This is a genomic window from Shewanella sp. TC10, from assembly GCF_009663145.1.
Taxonomy (GTDB): domain Bacteria; phylum Pseudomonadota; class Gammaproteobacteria; order Enterobacterales; family Shewanellaceae; genus Shewanella.
In genome coordinates this window covers 86,411-104,042 of the sequence record NZ_VKHR01000009.1, presented here as the reverse complement: position 1 = coordinate 104,042, position 17,632 = coordinate 86,411, and the positions used below count along the sequence as shown (strand labels likewise).

The following is a 17,632-nucleotide window of genomic DNA, read 5'->3' as shown; positions in this document are numbered from 1 at the left end:
TATCCASMAGTATTAAAACTTTCTTTAAAAAATCCGGTGCATTTTTTAGCATTAGGGTTTGGTAGTGGTTTAGCAGCTAAAGCCCCTGGCACGTTTGGTACGCTTGCAGCTGTTCCATTGGTTTATTTAATGGGGCACTTAAGTTTAACGCCTTTTATCATTATTACTGTAATTAGTACCCTTGTTGGTTTTTATATTTGTGATAAAGCGGCAAAGGACATGGGCGTACATGATCATGGCGCAATCGTTTGGGATGAAGTGGCAGGACTGATGATTACCATGATTGCAGCCCCAGCTGGCTTGATCTGGTTAGTGATTGGTTTTGTATTATTTCGCTTCTTCGACATTCTAAAACCATGGCCTATCCGTTGGTTAGATGCCAAAGTTCACGGTGGTTTTGGCATTATGATTGACGATGTGCTTGCTGGCATCTTTGCGTTAGTGTGTTTACAAGCTATTTATTATTTTGTGTAAACAGAAATGGAATCAACTGTGGCTAACGCAATAGCTATGCAGTGAACTACATAAAAATGCCCACCTTAAAGTGGGCTTTTTTATGAGCTAAAGGTGAGCGTTTCTAGATAGTTGTTTCTAGATAGTGGTTGGTAATAGGTGCTGTTAATAGATGCTAATAACTAATAATATTTTGACTCTGTTTATGTCATTTTTAATGAAAGACCTAATGAGTAAAAATTAGTGTAAAAGTTCTCTAGCATTCGCCAAGGTATTTTCAGTAATAACGTCACCTGCGAGAAGCCTTGCTAGCTCACTAATACGTTGCTCTTTATCGAGAGGCTTCATTTGGGTTTCAGTGCCGCCACTTTTGGTAAATTTATTCACCAACATATGCTGATGTCCGTTACCTGCAACTTGCGGTAAGTGAGTTACACAAATAACTTGCGTTGATTCTCCTAAGCTTCTCAACATTCGGCCAACCACAGCGGCTGTAGGGCCTGATATGCCCACATCAACTTCATCGAATATCAGTGTCGGGGTGGAAACCTTTTTAGCGGTTATAACCTGTATTCCCAAACCTATACGCGACAACTCTCCTCCTGAAGCAACTTTGGCGATGGGCTGTAATGGCTGGCCTGGATTAGTGGTAACCTGAAACTCTATTTGGTCACTTCCCACCAATGACTGTATGTCAGGGTTAAAATTAACAGCAATGCTGAATTTTCCTTTTGGCATGTTCAGCTCATGAATCGATTGAGTCACCAGTTTATTTAATTCTTTAGCATATCGCTGACGACTTTGACTTAGCTTTTGTGCGCTAGCAATATAAGCCAGTTTGCTATCGTCGACCTGTTGCTGGATTTCATCAAGACGAGTAGCATCGCTGCTTAATGCTGACAGTTCTGTTTTAAGCTGTTGGTGATGCTCCGTTAAGTTTTCTGTTTGGACGTGATGTTTACGGGCCAATTGCATTGCTTTTGAAATACGCTGCTCGAGATAAGCAAAATGTTCTGGGTCGAGCTCTATTCTGCTGAGGTAGTCTTGAACTTCACTACTACTTTCTTGGACCTGTATTAAGGCTTCATTGAGCATTTCTGCAATGTTTTTAAGGCTAGGGTCAAAGCTTTGTAAATTATCTGCAAATCCCACTGCTCGGTTAAGTAGTGACTCAACATTATGTTCATCATCTTCGCTTAGGAGCTGTAAGGTATTTTGACAACTTTCAATTAAGTCAGTGCCGTTAGCAAGGCGTTTATGCTCTTGCTCAATTTGTTCAAACTCACCAGGTAAAAGTGCGAATTCGTCTAACTCTTCAACTTGATACTGAACCAGCTGCTTTCTTGCAATACGTTCTTGTTGGTTCTGCTGTAATTGCTTAAGTTCATTTTCTATATTTTTACAGCGTTGATAGCTTTTACTTACGCTATCAAGCAACAGTTTATGGTTTGCATAGCTGTCGAGTAAGGTAAGTTGATGCTCACTTTTAAGCATTGCATGGTGCGCATGTTGACCATGTATGCCAACAAATAATTGCCCCAATGCTTTTAATTGAGAAAGTGGGACAGGATTACCGTTAATGTAGGCGCGCGAGCGACCATCAGCACTAATGGTTCGACGTAAAATACATTCTTCTTCAACATCAAGATCATTATCTTCAAGCCAACGCTTGGCGAAAGGAACATCATCTAGAGTAAAACGAGCGCTTACCTCTGCTTTGCTAGCACCGGGTCTTACCGTATTAGCATCTGCACGATTCCCAAGGCAGAGACCTAGTGCGTCTATTGCGATGGATTTACCTGCGCCTGTTTCTCCAGTAATACTGGTCATGCCGGCTTTAAAATCGAGCTCTAGAAAACGTACAATCGCGAAATTATTAATGCTTAATTGGCAAAGCATAATCAATCCTTGTGTGAATAATCATCAAACCACTGTATCTACAAACAGTGTACACTGTTTTTTTATACAGTAAAGTACTGGTTGAAGATTTTTGCTTGTCGAATATTTAAACGCTGAATCAGCTTTTAAAAGCTTGTTTAACTTAAGCCATGCAGTAGTTTTTCAATAATAGGCAAGGTAATAAAAGTGGCAATGGTACTGATAAGAATGCATTTAGCACTGGCTAAAGCATAGGTTTGATAACGCTGAGCAAGTAAGTAAACACTTGCCGCAGAAGGAAGTGCAGCAAGAATAACCCCCATCATTAGAAGTTCAGTGTCGACATTGAAATACCGTAACAAGCAATAGGCGATAACCGGCTGGAATACCAGTTTTAAGGTATTGAGCACGGTCATTTCGATAGCGATATGACGTCTCGGTATTGCTGGTTCTGTACTGCCGTGCATGGCTTTAGCTAATACCATACCAATTGCGAACAGGGCACAAGGGCTCGATGTGTTGCCAATAAGTCGCATCATCATGCTAAGACTATCTGGTATGGGAAGCTTAACCGTGGAGGCTGCAACCCCTAGGGCGCAACCAATAACAATTGGGTTACTGATGAGTGCATTGAGCATAATAATCACAGGATGATGTTTTTGCTGTTTATTAATGGCTAATTCCATACTGACCATCGCAAAGGCGAACATCACAATAGATAATAAACTGGCAATGGCCGCCGCAGTCACTGCGTGATTATTATCAGGGTATAGCATCATCATCAAGGGGATCCCAATAAAGGCTGTATTACCAAAACTGGTATTAAGCCCCCTGATAGCAGCTAAAGCGGGTTGCTTTTTATCAGCTGATAACGAAATGATAGCTGTGACAAAATAGGTTACCACCATGGCAAGGCCAAATGAGAAAATAAACCCCCATTGTAAGATTTCATCAATGTCTGTTTCGGCTAAGGCAATAAACAGTATTGCAGGGAAGGCAACGTAGTAGACATATTCATTAAGGGTAAAGTCAGTATCATGTGGCAAAACTTTAAGCTTTTGTATAACAAAGCCTAAAAGCATGATTCCGAAAACGGCAATAAGAGGGGTAAGAATACTGGGCATCCCTCAATCCTTGTTAATGAGTAAAGTGATAATGATAGGCGCTAGTTGCGAGTGTTTTAGCGATTAAAGCATAAAATACTCAATCTTAAAATTCTAAATATCAAGATGAATTAATAGATTACAAGCTTCAATAGCTTGTAGGTAATACAAGAAATTTTGGGTTGTAAATTGAATGAGTCATAGCCCTTAATTTCGGCTCTATTAATGAGTCTACTTTAAATAACGTAAAAGAAAATGCGATTAAGGTCTTACTTTAGATGATAAATACATGGAAAGATTAAAGGGAGTGTTGCTGGAAACACTCCCACAATTATCTCAGGTTTAACAGAGTAACCGGAGCTATTTACTGAGCGCTAATGCCAATATTAGAAACACCAGCATCGATGATTTCTTTACGAAGCTCTTTAATGAACTCTGCAGAAATCTTAGGATTACTTTCGATAATATCGAGCAGCATACCTTGAAGTTCTTTTTCTTCCTTCATCACTGGATGATTGAAAACAAACTCTTCAACGACTTCTTCATTCAGTTCGTCTTGCAATTCTTCTACGCTAATGGCTTCAATGTAATTGGCGACGGTACTTGAAGACAGTTTACTGATATTAGTAATGTCTTCTTCTATTTTGCCTTGAATGCCACCCAAAAGCGTTGTTAATGCAACAGCTGCATCCATTGCAGGGTAAACACCGTATGCTTCAAACTCACTTGGATCTGGCGTGTTGTCTTCAAGACGCTGTAAGTGAATGTCGTAGTTAAACTTAAGTTTTTTGTCGTACTGGGACTGCCAAAGTAAGTCCAATACCGTGCTTAACATTTTTGGCTCGCCAAATTCGCATACTTCTGAAAACAATTGGTAGTTAGGTAGCATGCGCTGGCAAAGTGCGGTCGCAAATAATTGCTTTTGAGGTAAAGATAACGCTTTCAAACGTTTAAAAAAGCCGGGTTTATTACTCATGGGGAACATCCGCTGATAACTGTGATATCACTTGATTTGCAGCTGATTCTACCTTAGTTAGCTCATCAAGTAACTCTAGTATTTCTGGTTCTAGATCATCAAGGCTAATTTTTTTCTTCAGGGCTGACTCTATCTCTTGGCAAAGCTTTTGGGTATTTGGCACTCCGCAGTAGCAACTCGCGCCATGAAGTTTATGGACTGTCTGCAACATTAGATCGCTATCGGCCTCTTTCATTGCGGTTTCTATATTGCTGACACTCTCAGGTAATGAAGTCACCAACATTTGCAGCATTTCGATCGCTAAATCAGGTTTTTGATTCGTTTGAGCCAAACATAATTCCCAATTGAGTGTGTGCATATCAAAATGGGTAAATTTAGGTTTACTTATCCAGCGGTTGATGACGCCCTTTAGAGCGGCTTCGTCAATTGGTTTTGGCAAGTAGCCATCCATGCCGCTGCCTAATATCAATTCGCGCTCTTCTGCAATAGCGTGAGCGGTGACAGCAATGATAGGAGTGTTTCGATTGAGTGATTCTTGGCGAATTAGCTTAGTGGCTTTAATTCCATCAGTGCCAGGCATTTGAATATCCATAAAGATGACATCAAAGGCTTGTTGCTTGGCGTATTTAACTGCATCGTCGCCATTGTTGACAGAAATGACATTGACCACAATCTCTTTTAACAGAGTGTCGATAAGTTTTAGGTTAGCTAAGTTGTCATCTACAGCCAACACACTTAGATTCTTGCGCTCATAAACCACCTCTTGGCTTTGCTCTGTTAGCAACGCCGTTTGGGTTGGTGGATGGATAAGTTGATTCGCTAAATCGTAGTCACTGATTGGCATACTCATCAATATGTCAGTATTTGGACGTAAAGCTTTATTGAGAATCTCTTGTTGCTCAATGCAGTCATGCAATAGTACTAAACAAGCGGTTTTCTCTCTGGCGATTTTCAAAAACTCGAGCAACTGTTTATCATCGTTAAAACCGTGACAGCTGATGAGGATATAATCATAGTGTATTTGGCTTGATGAAAGCGTCGATTCAAGATGATTTACTTTACCTACCGAGGTTAAGTGCAGCCCCCAGGCTTCAAAGCGGCGATTAAAGGTATCACGTGTTAATTCACGAGTTTCAAACAGTAATAGGGTCTTATCTCTTAATGTTTCAAGATGCAGCACCTCACCAATATGAAATTGACTTAATTCTAGCGGCAGCATAAACCAGAACGTTGAGCCTTTATTGGGAGTCGATGTAAAACCAATTTGTCCGCCCATCTGATTAATTAGGCGTTTAGTAATCACTAACCCAAGCCCAGTTCCGCCAAAGCGTCGCGAGATTGAAGAGTCTGCTTGGCCAAATGCTTGGAATAAATATTCTTGCTGACTTTCGTCAATGCCAATACCTGTATCAATCACTTCACAGCGCAAAGTAATGTTTTCATCTTTTTGACCAACAAGGTGAATTTTTAATACCACGCTGCCATGGTCGGTAAATTTAATCGCATTACCGATAAGGTTTGTCATGATTTGACCAACTCGCATAGCATCACCGCTAACACTTTCTGGCACGTTATCATCGATATCAATGACTAATTCGATGTTTTTCTGTTGGGCACTGCCTGAAACAATACTGACGGTTTCTGAAATAGTTTCTCTCAGTGCAAATGGCATTTTCTCAAGCACCATTTTGCCTGCTTCAAGTTTAGAGAAGTCGAGAATATCGTTAATGATACCGAGTAAGTTACTGGCACTGCGTTCAATGGTTTTAATGTAATCAAGCTGACTTGAATGCAAAGGCGTTTTAATTAATTGCCTCGAGAAACCGATAACACCATTCAGAGGAGTTCTCAGTTCATGGGACATATTAGCTAAGAATTCAGATTTAATTCTGCTGGCTTCTAGAGCACGCTTTTTGGCTAAATCTAATTCAACGTTTTGAATTTCAATTTGCTCTAAGGTTTCCCGCAAATCTGAAGTGGCTTGGTCGATGTTTTGCTGCATTTCATCATGGTATTCAGACAATGAGCTCGCCATGGCATTAATACCACGTTTCAATAAATCCAGTTCACCGATGAGTTGTCCATCTAATCTGGTATCAAGCTTACCTTCACGGATTTTTGCCACCACCCGGACCATTTCGGTAATGGGGTAGTTAACGTGTTTTACCAGTCTAAAAGTAAAAAATAGGTTTAATTGCACACCAATCAGCACTATCACAAATGCTGCAATAGCAGCGCGATGCTGCTCTAGTAAGGCATTTTCTTTATTCAGTAGAATAGAAATATAGCCAAGAATTTGCTGGCCTTCTGCATTTGTCAGCGCTGGCGCTGCTGTTTGTGCGGGCGAGGCGCTGGCAATGTAATTATTATTGCGCTGAGCAATACCGGTATGAGAAATGATAGGCACGCGGATCACCATAGTGTCGTCTATGGTTTCAAATTGGCTGCCAACCAGGGACTCAAGTGCTCTGGTATAGCGCATGCTTTCAAAATCTTTGTGGTAATGGGAGGTGACAAACAATTGGTTATCGATGTCGAAAATCGCAATAGAGTGGATTAATGCAGAATGATTAAGTTGAGATGCTGCTAATAAGCGTTTACTGGCTTCTCTATCTTCGGTGCCCAAACCAAATTCACTCGCAATGGCTAAAGGTTCAACAATACTGCGACCTTGTGCAATTAAGGTTTCTTCAAGTTCATAAAAACGGTTTATGGTGAAGTAACTTCCAAGTAGAATACCCACCATGACAGTAGGTGCTAACGCAAGTACCAGCACCCAGGAACGGAGGCTGTATTTGGTCATGTTGTTAGCATTATTCATCGTGAAGTTATTATTCCTAAAGACTTTTATCAATTATGTTGTCTAGACTGCCAGAAACACAGCACTCTTGACCAGTAATTTATTCAAAACCAGAGGCCAAAATGGCGCAATTTTTTAAAGCAAAACCAAACAAGACTAAGCAGTTATCCGCAAAGTTGAGTTTAACGGTATCACAACTCGATCACCTAGGTGCAGGTATTGCACAGCATAACGGGAAAGTCGTGTTTGTACCGGGTGCGCTCCCTGGTGAAACGGTGACAGCTCAACTCACAGAACAAAAAAAGAAATATGCTAAAGCCAAACTGATAAAAGTTGACCAGCCCACAGTCAGTCGTGTTAACGCCCAATGTCCGCATTATCATCAATGTGGTGGCTGTGATTTACAGCATATGAGCATTGAAGCTCAACGCGAACATAAACAATCCGCTCTAACCAATTTAATCAGCAAGCTGGCTACCAAAGTTGATGAATCGATTTTGACAGAAGCGGTTACAGGCAATGAGTGGCATTACCGCCGCCGTGCTCGCTTAGCCACCTTGTTTGATAAAAAGTCGAAAACCTTACAATTAGGGTTTCGAGCGGCTAACAGTAGCGATATTGTGCAAATCAAACAATGTGATGTATTGGCAAAATCATTGTCGGTACTTATCACGCCTTTCACTGAGCTACTTAACCAGTTGCAAGCTAAAACTACTTTAGGTCATTTGGAACTCACTGAAGCTGAAAATGGGCTGTTTGCAGTACTGAGAATAACCAAGCAACTTAAGCAGGGCGATCAGCATTTATTAGTTAGCTTTGCCCGAAGCCATAATATTAATTTGCTAGTTCAAGACAATGACAGTGCAATTCATTCATTACATTCTACAACTGACGCTAGTGAACACACAGATATCAAACTACCGCAATATAGTTTAGCTGATGGCCAAGTTGATTGCCGCTTTAGCCCAGGCAATTTTGTTCAGGTCAATGCTGATATTAATGAGCGTATGGTGGCGCAAGCGATAGAGTGGCTCGAGCCACAAGAGAACGAGCGGATATTAGACCTATTTTGTGGTGTCGGTAACTTTAGTTTACCCCTTGCCACCCAAGCGGCAGATGTTATTGGTGTTGAAGGGGTGCCAGAAATGGTCGCTCAAGCGAAACAAAATGCTTTAGATAATAATCTTACTAACCTAAGTTTCTTTCATGCAGATCTTAGTGCGGATTTATCAGAAGCCAAATGGCTTGGACGTATTGATAAGTTATTACTTGATCCAGCTAGAGCAGGTGCGTTTGAAAGTTTACAGTGGCTTTCAAAAATGAAGCCTAAAAAAGTGGTTTATGTGTCGTGTAACCCTGCAAGTTTAGCGCGAGACAGCCAAGTGTTAATCGAGCAGGGCTATAAATTAAAGCAGCTCACTATGCTAGATATGTTTCCTCAAACTCATCATATTGAGGCAATGGCATTATTTGAAACAAAGTGATGCTTAATTAGTGGACACAATGTTGCCGATAGAACATTAGTTACCAATCTGATGCTTTATTATTGATAACTGATATACGTTATCCTTGTTTAATCTAAAATTTGATGGAAAATTAAACCGTTTTCGATTTTTTAAGTAAGAATTTGTAAAATGATTAATATTAATTTGACATAGATTACTGAACATTCAAGATGATTCTTTTGTAATAACGCAGAGCGCATCTGCAATAGCCTTTTTATCGAAAATATAATCAGGCTTGTTTTACTGGTAGCAAATAAGTACCAATAAGGAAGTTAATTATGGTCTCAGTCCGAGAAGCACATTTTAATTCAGCCGATTTTAATATCGACGAATGGGTGACCCGTTATCTTGATAACGAAGAGGAAGCCCAAATGTTGCTGGATCTTATTAAACAGTTAGATGCGCTGCCAACTCCGACTCCAGATGTTCATCGCGGTTTATTAGACCGTGCACGTGAAATGGTGGAAATTCTTGCCCCATTGAATATGGATATCGAAACCCTCCAAGCCTCTTTATTATTTATCGTGCACGATGAAGGCATTTTGTCGATTGAAGATATCGAAGAAAAATTTGGTAAAAGCTTAAGCAAGCTGGTGGCAAGTGTCGTTACGATGGAAGCCATTGGTGCATTGAAGGTTAGTCAGGACTCACGTACTGCCGAGCCGCAAATTGATAATATCCGTAAAATGCTGCTTGCGATGGTGGAAGATGTTCGTGCAGTGGTGATTAAACTTGCAGAACGCTTACGCTTATTACGCGAGATTAAAAACGTTGATGAAGAAACCCGAGTATTGGTTGCCCGTGAAGTTGCTGACATCTACGCGCCATTGGCAAACAGACTCGGTATTGGCCAGCTTAAATGGGAATTAGAAGACATTTCATTTAGGTATCTTCATCCTGTCGTATACAAAGATATTGCGAAACAATTAGACGGTAAACGCGTCGACAGAGAAGTGTTTGTCGATAAGTTTGTGACTCAACTGCAAGAAAGATTAGATGCCGATCAGATAAGAGCCAAAGTGTATGGTCGCCCTAAGCACATTTATAGTATCTGGCGTAAAATGAAAGGCAAAGATCTTAAGTTCGATGAACTGTTTGATGTACGTGCCGTGCGTATTGTCACTGATCGCTTGCAAGACTGTTACGGGGCTTTAGGGGTAGTGCACACGCTTTGGCATCATATTCCACGTGAGTTTGATGATTATGTCGCTAACCCTAAACCTAATGGTTACCAATCAATTCATACTGTTGTGGTAGGCCCTGAAGGTAAAACGGTCGAAATTCAAATCCGTACTGAAGCCATGCATCAAGATGCTGAGCTCGGCGTCGCAGCACATTGGAAGTACAAAGAAGGTACGGCTGGTGGCAAGCAAAGCGGCTATGAAGAGAAAATAAACTGGCTGCGTAAGATTTTATTATGGCAAGAAGATGTGGCTGAAACTGGCAACCTTGTTGAGGAAGTGCGCAGTCAGGTTTTCGAAGACCGAGCATATGTATTTACTCCTAATGGCGAAGTCGTTGATTTACCACTAGGTTCAACCGTACTGGATTTCGCCTATTATATTCACTCTCATGTGGGACATAAGTGTATTGGTGCTAAAGTGGATGGTCGTATTGTGCCCTTTACTTACCAAGTTGAAACGGGCGAGCGAATTGAGATTATTACTTCAAAGCATCCTAATCCGAAACGCGACTGGTTAAACCCAAACTTAGGCTACATCAAATCGTCTCGTTCACGCTCTAAAATCCAACATTGGTTCAAGCAGCAAGACCGTGACAAAAACATGGTTGCTGGCAAAGAATTACTTGAAGCTGAACTCGCTCGTGTATCGCTAAAAATTAAAGATGCTCAAGTGGCTGTTGAACGATTCAACATGAACTCAATGGACGACATGTTAGCCGCAATTGGTGGCGGCGATCTTCGCTTAAACCAAGTTGTGAACTATGTCGAAACGAGCTTGCGCAAAGAGCCAAGTTCAGAGCAAGAAATCGTTGAAGAAATCATTAAACGTTCGCACACAAAACCTGCTCGAAAAGGTAAAGGGCAAGTGGAAGTCAATGGCGTTGGTAATTTACTGAGTCATATTGCCAGTTGTTGTAAACCTGTCCCAGGTGATGAAATATTTGGTTATATCACCATGGGCCGCGGCGTTTCCGTTCATCGCAGCGATTGTGCTCAAGTAAAAGAGTTAATGCGCGCTCATCCAGAAAGAAGTGTTGAAGTGGTGTGGGGCGAGAATTACTCTGGTGGTTATCGGATTAAGGTTCAGGTCAGTGCCCATGACCGCAGCGGTTTATTAAGAGATGTGACCACAGTACTGGCTGCGGAGAAATCTAATGTGATGGCGATGAGCTCAACATCAGATGAAAAGAATCAAACTGCTGCAGTAGACCTTGAATTAGAGCTTTATAATCTTGATGGCTTATCACGTATTCTCGTTAAACTTGGCCAGATTGAAGGCGTGATTGAAGCAAGACGCTTATAACGCTTAACAAATAAGTTAATGTGAATTGATAGATGTGGTAAATCGCTAGGGCCTGTTGATCTTTGCTGGTTAAGTTTTGTTCGAAATAAAAGCGTTTTAATCGAGGCGGATGAGTTGATGCCTAGCCATCTAAGCACCTTTTATTCACAAAGATGCATCCAACAAAGAGTAAAACGCTTTTAGTCGACCCTTTGGGCAGCGTTTGTTGGTCATTTTTACTGCGTTATCGACTTTTTATGTAGAATAACTACACCACAAAGTCTCTGCCTTGTATAAATGGCCAACAACTCGCTGCAAAAACAACCTTGAAAGATCAACTGGCCCTAGATTTTCCACCTTTTTGTTTAGTCCCTAATAATTTGGATGTTTTTCATGTCTAAAGACCCATCTCAAACTCATAATGTTATTCAGCCATTATTAACGATTATGGAGAAATTGCGCGATCCAGAAACGGGTTGTCCGTGGGATAAACAACAAAGCTTCGCGACGATAGTGCCATTTACATTAGAAGAAGCCTATGAGGTAGCTGACGCGATAGAGCAGGCTGATTTTGAGTCTCTGCCTGATGAGCTAGGAGACTTATTATTTCAAGTGGTGTTTTATTGCCAATTAGCGAAAGAGCAGGGCATGTTTGACTTTGAAGTCGTTGTGGAGAAAATCTGTGACAAACTGACTCGCCGCCACCCTCATGTTTTTCCAACTAATGATGCCAAGTCACCACTAGCTGATGCGCAAAAGGTTAAACAATCGTGGGATGCTATCAAACAAACAGAAAGGGAACAGAAACAACAGTTTTCATTGCTCGATGATATTCCTGTGGCGTTACCTGCTTTAAACCGAGCCATTAAAATTCAAAAAAGAGTCGCTAAGGTCGGGTTTGACTGGCCTGATTTAGCGCCAGTTGTAGCAAAGGTCCATGAAGAAATTGATGAAGTGATGGAAGAAGCGCAGCACTTAAAAGCGCAGCCAGAAATTTATCATGAGCGAGTTGTCGATGAGATGGGGGACTTGCTATTTGCGGTTGCGAATATGGCAAGACATTTGGGTGTTGAACCAGAACAAGCTTTAAGACAGGCGAATCAGAAATTTGAGCGACGTTTTAGAGGGGTGGAAAACTGTGCTAAGCAAAGTGGTAAGGCCATGAATGAACATTCCTTAGAGGAGTTAGATGCTTATTGGGGTCAAGTTAAGCAACAGGAAAAGACATAAAGCAGCTAAGCTGTATTTAAGCTTAGGTTCAATTAAGATTAGGTTTAATTAAACTCTGGTTCAATTAAGCTTTAGCCGATGCATAAGCGCCAGCTATCTAGGGTAATTCTACTTTGCCGTTATGGTTTTAAAACACATGGAATGAAGCTGTTGGCTTAGTAAACATTATTATCGTAATTTAATGAGTTTATTGTTTGTTGTTATCGAGCTATTTTGGTAGAATGTCGCCCCGTCCTAGTGCTTTCTTACAAGCACGTATTTTTCAAACTCACATTCTCAGGTTCAGCATGACTACAAGGTATATCTTCGTAACTGGTGGCGTTGTTTCTTCACTAGGTAAAGGCATTGCAGCAGCATCTCTAGCAGCAATTTTAGAGGCGCGTGGCCTCAATGTAACCATTATGAAACTGGACCCATATATTAACGTTGATCCAGGAACCATGAGCCCAACTCAACATGGTGAAGTATTCGTTACTGAAGATGGTGCTGAAACTGATTTAGATTTAGGTCATTACGAACGTTTTATTCGTACCAAAATGAACCGTCGTAATAACTTCACAACCGGTCGTATTTACGAGCAAGTGCTACGTAAAGAACGTCGTGGTGATTATTTAGGCGCAACCATTCAGGTCATCCCGCATATTACTAATGCGATTAAAGAGAAAGTACTTGAAGGTGGTGAAGGTCATGACGTTGCTATCGTAGAGATTGGTGGCACAGTGGGTGATATCGAATCACTGCCATTCTTAGAATCAATTCGTCAATTAAGTGCTGAGCTAGGACGTGACCGCACTTTATTCATGCATTTGACTTTAGTGCCATTCTTAGGCGCTGCTGGCGAAATTAAAACAAAACCAACACAACACTCTGTAAAAGAGCTTCGCTCAATTGGTATCGCGCCAGACGTATTGGTTTGTCGTGGTGATCGCGCAATTCCTGCAAACGAAAAAGCGAAAATTTCGCTGTTCTGTAATGTAGAAGAAAAAGCGGTTATTTCATTAAAAGATGTTGATAGCATCTATAAAATCCCAGCTTTACTTCGTTCACAAGGCCTTGATGAATTAGTTATCAAGCGTTTTGGGATCGATTGTAAAGAAGCTGATTTATCAGAGTGGGAAAACGTTATTTACCAAGAAGCTAATCCAACAGGTGAAATCACCATTGGTATGGTGGGTAAATACATTGAACTGCCTGACGCATATAAATCAGTTAATGAAGCATTAAAGCATGCAGGCCTTAAAAATCGCGTTACTGTAAACATTCAATATGTTGATTCGCAAACTGTTGAAGCAAAAGGCGAAGAGGTCTTAACTGGCTTAGACGGAATTTTGGTTCCAGGTGGTTTCGGTGAGCGTGGCGTTGAAGGAAAAATTTATGCTGCGCAATACGCACGTGAAAACAACATTCCTTACTTCGGTATTTGTTTAGGTATGCAAGTGGCTCTTATCGAGTTCGCTCGTAATGTTGCTAAGCTTGAAGAAGCTCATTCAACTGAGTTCAACTCTGAAACACAGCATCCTGTAATTGGCTTGATCACTGAGTGGATCAATGAAGAAGGTAACGTTGAGACTCGTCATGAAGAGTCTGATTTAGGCGGTACAATGCGCTTAGGTGCTCAGCTATGTCATTTAGCTGAAGGCACGAAAGCTGCTGCAGCATACAAGGCTAACACTTGTGTTGAGCGTCATCGCCATCGTTTTGAAGTGAACAACAACTACGTAGAACGTTTAGAGAAAGCTGGCTTGGTATTTAGTGGCCTGTCATCTGACCGTAAATTAGTTGAAATGATTGAGCTACCAAATCATCCTTGGTTTGTTGCTGGTCAATTCCACCCTGAGTTCACCTCAACACCACGTGATGGGCACCCACTATTTGAAGGGTTTGTAGCTGCCGCTGCTGCTCATCAAAAAGGTGATGCTAGCTAAGAATAACGAAAGCCATTGATGAACCCATCAATGGCTTTTTTTTCATAGTGTATTCCAAGTTGTCACTTTGATAGTTGAAGCGTCAAGATAATAGGTCTATGCTATGCTTCAAATTGATAGTTAATTACCAAACTGAAAGTCAAATACCAATAATCAATCTTCAATAGTAGAAATGTTGCTGATTAATGGTATTGGTTTTCTATTTTAATTTTATCTTACATTTATCGAGGAAGTTATGGCTAACATTATTAATGTCATTGGTCGCGAAATCATGGATTCACGCGGTAACCCAACAGTTGAAGCTGAAGTCCATCTTGCTGATGGTTCTTTCGGTATGGCTGCTGCTCCTTCAGGTGCTTCTACTGGTTCGCGTGAAGCTTTAGAATTACGTGACGGTGACAAAGCTCGTTACTTAGGTAAAGGCGTATTAAAAGCCGTTGAAGCTGTTAATGGTCCAATTGCGCAGGCGCTAAAAGGTAAAGATGCATTGGCTCAAGCTGAACTTGACCAAATCATGATTGACCTAGATGGCACAGAAAACAAAGCCAAGTTTGGCGCAAACGCTATTCTTGCTGTTTCTTTAGCTGCCGCTAAAGCTGCTGCTGCATCAAAGAAAGTGCCTTTATACACTCACATCGCTGACCTAAACGGTACACCTGGTGTTTACTCTATGCCGCTTCCAATGATGAACATCATCAATGGTGGCGAACATGCAGATAACTCTGTAGATATTCAAGAGTTTATGATCCAACCTGTTGGTGCTGCTAACTTCCGTGAAGGCCTACGTATGGGCGCTGAAGTATTCCATAGCCTTGCTAAAGTGCTTAAAGCTGCTGGTCATTCTACTGCAGTGGGTGATGAAGGTGGTTTTGCACCAAACCTTGAATCTAACGAAGCGGCACTTGCTGCAATCAAAGACGCTGTTGCAAACGCGGGCTACGAGTTAGGTAAAGATATTACATTAGCGATGGATTGCGCTGCATCTGAGTTTTATGACAAAGAGGCAAACATCTACGACCTTAAGGGTGAAGGTAAGAAATTCACTTCAGAAGAATTTAACTACTTCTTACAAGATCTGACTAAGCAATATCCAATCGTATCTATCGAAGACGGTCTTGATGAGTCTGATTGGGATGGTTTTGCTCACCAAACTAAACTAATGGGCGACCAAATTCAGTTAGTGGGTGACGATTTATTCGTAACAAACACTAAGATCCTTAAGCGTGGTATCGACAATGGGATTGCTAACTCAATCCTAATTAAGTTTAACCAAATCGGTTCTTTAACTGAGACTTTAGCTGCAATTAAAATGGCTAAAGATGCAGGTTTCACTGTTGTTATCTCTCACCGTAGCGGCGAGACTGAAGATGCAACTATTGCTGACTTAGCTGTTGGTACTGCTGCTGGCCAAATCAAAACGGGTTCTTTAAGCCGTTCTGACCGTGTTGCTAAGTACAACCAACTACTTCGTATTGAAGAAGCATTAGGTGAAAAAGCACCGTATAACGGTCTTAAAGAAGTGAAAGGCCAAGGTTAATCTTTGCTAAATCTTAAAAAGGCCACCACTAGGTGGCCTTTTTTGTTGTACTATAGCGTTACTAATATTAATAATTATCGCTGATAACCGATTTATGAAACGACTTTTACTATTACTGTTTATCTTAGTAGGCTTGTTGCAGTATCGACTTTGGTTAGGCGAGAACAATCTTTCCCAGTATATGAATCTGCAAAAGCAGATTGCCAGCCAGCAAGAAAGCAATAACAAACTCATCGCTCGCAACCAAGTACTTAAAGCTGAAATCATCGATTTAAAAAGTGGTACAGAAGCCATTGAAGAGCGTGCCCGTAATGAATTGGGTATGGTTAAAGAAGGTGAGACCTTTTATCGCGTCGTTGGCAATAATCCTCGTAACAATTCTACATTTGGTCAGTAATCATTATGAATTCAGAAAAGCAATCTGTTGTCGCGATTGTGCCAGCAGCTGGTATTGGCGCCAGAATGGGCGCAGCTATTCCTAAGCAATATCTTATGCTAGGTGAACAAACTATTCTTGCGCATACATTGGATAGCTTAATCACGCATCCAGACATCAGCCAAGTTATTGTGGCTTTGCACCCTGAAGATGAGTTTTTTGCTAAATTAACTCAAGCCAATCACGAAAAAATAGTGACAGTAATAGGTGGAAATGAGCGTGCTGATTCAGTCCTCGCAGCATTGAATACCTTAGATGATGACATCACTGAAATAACGAGCAAGCACACGACTTGGGCGTTAGTCCATGATGCAGCCAGACCATGTCTCACTCAAACTGATATTGATAAATTACTCAAGTCCCGTGAAATACACCCTCAAGGTGCAATTTTGGCTATGCCAGTAAGAGACACAATGAAAAGAAGTGTTGTTGCAAGTGCTGAAAACAAGGCTGGTTCTGGAGAGAAAATTGCTGAAACCGTATGTAGAGATAATCTATGGCATGCGTTAACGCCGCAATTATTTCCAAGTCAGCAACTTAAACGGAATTTGTCTTTAGCCCTTAAAGAAGGTGCCAATATTACTGACGAAGCCAGTGCTATGGAGTGGGCGGATGTAAATCCTGGGTTAGTTTCTGGCAGAGCTGATAATATCAAAGTGACTCACCCTGATGATTTACAGTTAGCTAAATTGTTTTTGACTAACATTCAGTCGCTTTAATTAAATAAGGCTGATTAAAAAGAGTTAATCATTAAAATATTTATTAATAACAGTCATATAATAAACGGTAATCTACAATAATGAATATACGTATTGGTCATGGTTTTGATGTACATAAGTTTGGCGGCGACAAACCGCTAATTTTAGGTGGAGTTACTGTACCTTATGAGACAGGTTTGATTGCACATTCAGACGGTGATGTAGTGCTACATGCTGTTTCAGATGCGATTTTAGGTGCGATGGCTTTAGGAGATATTGGTAAGCATTTCCCTGATACTGATGCTGAATTTGCTGGAGCAGACAGCAGAGTATTACTAAGACACTGCTTTAAACTTGCGACTGAAAAGCACTTTGTCATTGGTAACCTTGATGTGACTGTTATAGCTCAAGCACCCAAAATGTTACCGCATATACAAGCGATAAGAGAATGCTTAGCTCAAGATTTAGAAACATCAATTGATAATATCAATGTCAAAGCCACCACAACTGAGAAGTTAGGTTTTACAGGACGTAAAGAAGGTATTGCCGTCGAATCTGTGGTGTTGATGACTAAGTCTGTATAAAACCAATTTTAAACCGTTTGCCATTATAAACCCGATTTTTGA

General features: G+C 40.9%; 13 protein-coding genes and 1 pseudogene. 10 read left to right on the top strand and 4 right to left on the bottom strand.

Annotation, left to right across the window (positions count from 1 at the left end; all coding sequences use genetic code 11):
* The coding region (locus FNZ24_RS05160; RefSeq protein WP_153913395.1) for a phosphatidylglycerophosphatase A at positions 1 to 474 on the top strand (474 nt) is incomplete at its 5' end.
* A 219-nt stretch (positions 475 to 693) separates the two neighbouring features.
* Here the strand turns inward: FNZ24_RS05160 and recN are convergent.
* The 4 genes from recN to barA form a co-directional block, all read right to left on the bottom strand.
* Positions 694 to 2,352, bottom strand: coding sequence for a DNA repair protein RecN (gene recN, locus FNZ24_RS05155; RefSeq protein ID WP_153913394.1), 1,659 nt, complete (start codon positions 2,350 to 2,352; stop codon positions 694 to 696).
* Between the two features lie 137 nt (positions 2,353 to 2,489).
* Positions 2,490 to 3,455, bottom strand: a complete 966-nt coding sequence (locus FNZ24_RS05150) for an AEC family transporter (RefSeq protein WP_153913393.1) — start codon at positions 3,453 to 3,455, stop codon at positions 2,490 to 2,492.
* A 343-nt stretch (positions 3,456 to 3,798) separates the two neighbouring features.
* Positions 3,799 to 4,410 (bottom strand): YjaG family protein, encoded by a 612-nt coding sequence (locus tag FNZ24_RS05145; RefSeq protein WP_153913392.1) that lies wholly within the window; start codon positions 4,408 to 4,410, stop codon positions 3,799 to 3,801.
* Entirely contained in the window at positions 4,403 to 7,231 is a 2,829-nt protein-coding gene (gene barA / locus FNZ24_RS05140; protein ID WP_153913391.1) for a two-component sensor histidine kinase BarA, read from the bottom strand. The genes FNZ24_RS05145 and barA overlap by 8 nt, the downstream gene beginning before the upstream one ends.
* A gap of 101 nt (positions 7,232 to 7,332) precedes the next feature.
* On the opposite strand from barA, the gene rlmD reads away from it, so the two are divergent.
* The 9 genes and pseudogenes from rlmD (at position 7,333) to ispF (ending at position 17,590) form a co-directional block, all read left to right on the top strand.
* On the top strand, positions 7,333 to 8,694 hold the full coding sequence (rlmD, locus tag FNZ24_RS05135) for a 23S rRNA (uracil(1939)-C(5))-methyltransferase RlmD (protein WP_153913390.1): 1,362 nt from the start codon (positions 7,333 to 7,335) through the stop codon (positions 8,692 to 8,694).
* A gap of 299 nt (positions 8,695 to 8,993) precedes the next feature.
* Positions 8,994 to 11,201, top strand: a complete 2,208-nt coding sequence (gene relA / locus FNZ24_RS05130; protein WP_153913389.1) for a GTP diphosphokinase — start codon at positions 8,994 to 8,996, stop codon at positions 11,199 to 11,201.
* 152 nt (positions 11,202 to 11,353) lie between these two features.
* Positions 11,354 to 11,556: pseudogene (locus FNZ24_RS21940) on the top strand (hypothetical protein).
* Positions 11,557 to 11,573: 17 nt separating this feature from the next.
* The gene (gene mazG / locus FNZ24_RS05125) at positions 11,574 to 12,410 is read left to right on the top strand and encodes a nucleoside triphosphate pyrophosphohydrolase (RefSeq protein ID WP_153913388.1); all 837 of its coding nucleotides are present in this window, start codon (positions 11,574 to 11,576) and stop codon (positions 12,408 to 12,410) included.
* Between the two features lie 287 nt (positions 12,411 to 12,697).
* Entirely contained in the window at positions 12,698 to 14,335 is a 1,638-nt protein-coding gene (locus FNZ24_RS05120) for a CTP synthase (protein ID WP_153913387.1), read from the top strand.
* A gap of 235 nt (positions 14,336 to 14,570) precedes the next feature.
* On the top strand, positions 14,571 to 15,872 hold the full coding sequence (gene eno / locus FNZ24_RS05115) for a phosphopyruvate hydratase (RefSeq protein ID WP_153913386.1): 1,302 nt from the start codon (positions 14,571 to 14,573) through the stop codon (positions 15,870 to 15,872).
* Between the two features lie 94 nt (positions 15,873 to 15,966).
* Positions 15,967 to 16,269, top strand: coding sequence for a cell division protein FtsB (ftsB, locus tag FNZ24_RS05110; RefSeq protein WP_153913385.1), 303 nt, complete (start codon positions 15,967 to 15,969; stop codon positions 16,267 to 16,269).
* 5 nt (positions 16,270 to 16,274) lie between these two features.
* Positions 16,275 to 17,027, top strand: coding sequence for a 2-C-methyl-D-erythritol 4-phosphate cytidylyltransferase (ispD, locus tag FNZ24_RS05105; RefSeq protein ID WP_153913384.1), 753 nt, complete (start codon positions 16,275 to 16,277; stop codon positions 17,025 to 17,027).
* A gap of 80 nt (positions 17,028 to 17,107) precedes the next feature.
* Positions 17,108 to 17,590, top strand: coding sequence for a 2-C-methyl-D-erythritol 2,4-cyclodiphosphate synthase (ispF, locus tag FNZ24_RS05100; RefSeq protein ID WP_153913383.1), 483 nt, complete (start codon positions 17,108 to 17,110; stop codon positions 17,588 to 17,590).
* Positions 17,591 to 17,632 lie beyond the last annotated feature (42 nt).

Excerpts from the sequence above, each read along its gene's own strand:
- recN (WP_153913394.1), bottom strand. The coding sequence starts at position 2,352 with ATGCTTTGCCAATTAAGCATTAATAATTTCGCGATTGTACGTTTTCTA.
- FNZ24_RS05150 (WP_153913393.1), bottom strand. The coding sequence starts at position 3,455 with ATGCCCAGTATTCTTACCCCTCTTATTGCCGTTTTCGGAATCATGCTT.
- FNZ24_RS05145 (WP_153913392.1), bottom strand. The coding sequence starts at position 4,410 with ATGAGTAATAAACCCGGCTTTTTTAAACGTTTGAAAGCGTTATCTTTA.
- barA (WP_153913391.1), bottom strand. The coding sequence starts at position 7,231 with ATGAATAATGCTAACAACATGACCAAATACAGCCTCCGTTCCTGGGTG.
- rlmD (WP_153913390.1), top strand. The coding sequence starts at position 7,333 with ATGGCGCAATTTTTTAAAGCAAAACCAAACAAGACTAAGCAGTTATCC.
- relA (WP_153913389.1), top strand. The coding sequence starts at position 8,994 with ATGGTCTCAGTCCGAGAAGCACATTTTAATTCAGCCGATTTTAATATC.
- mazG (WP_153913388.1), top strand. The coding sequence starts at position 11,574 with ATGTCTAAAGACCCATCTCAAACTCATAATGTTATTCAGCCATTATTA.
- FNZ24_RS05120 (WP_153913387.1), top strand. The coding sequence starts at position 12,698 with ATGACTACAAGGTATATCTTCGTAACTGGTGGCGTTGTTTCTTCACTA.
- eno (WP_153913386.1), top strand. The coding sequence starts at position 14,571 with ATGGCTAACATTATTAATGTCATTGGTCGCGAAATCATGGATTCACGC.
- ftsB (WP_153913385.1), top strand. The coding sequence starts at position 15,967 with ATGAAACGACTTTTACTATTACTGTTTATCTTAGTAGGCTTGTTGCAG.
- ispD (WP_153913384.1), top strand. The coding sequence starts at position 16,275 with ATGAATTCAGAAAAGCAATCTGTTGTCGCGATTGTGCCAGCAGCTGGT.
- ispF (WP_153913383.1), top strand. The coding sequence starts at position 17,108 with ATGAATATACGTATTGGTCATGGTTTTGATGTACATAAGTTTGGCGGC.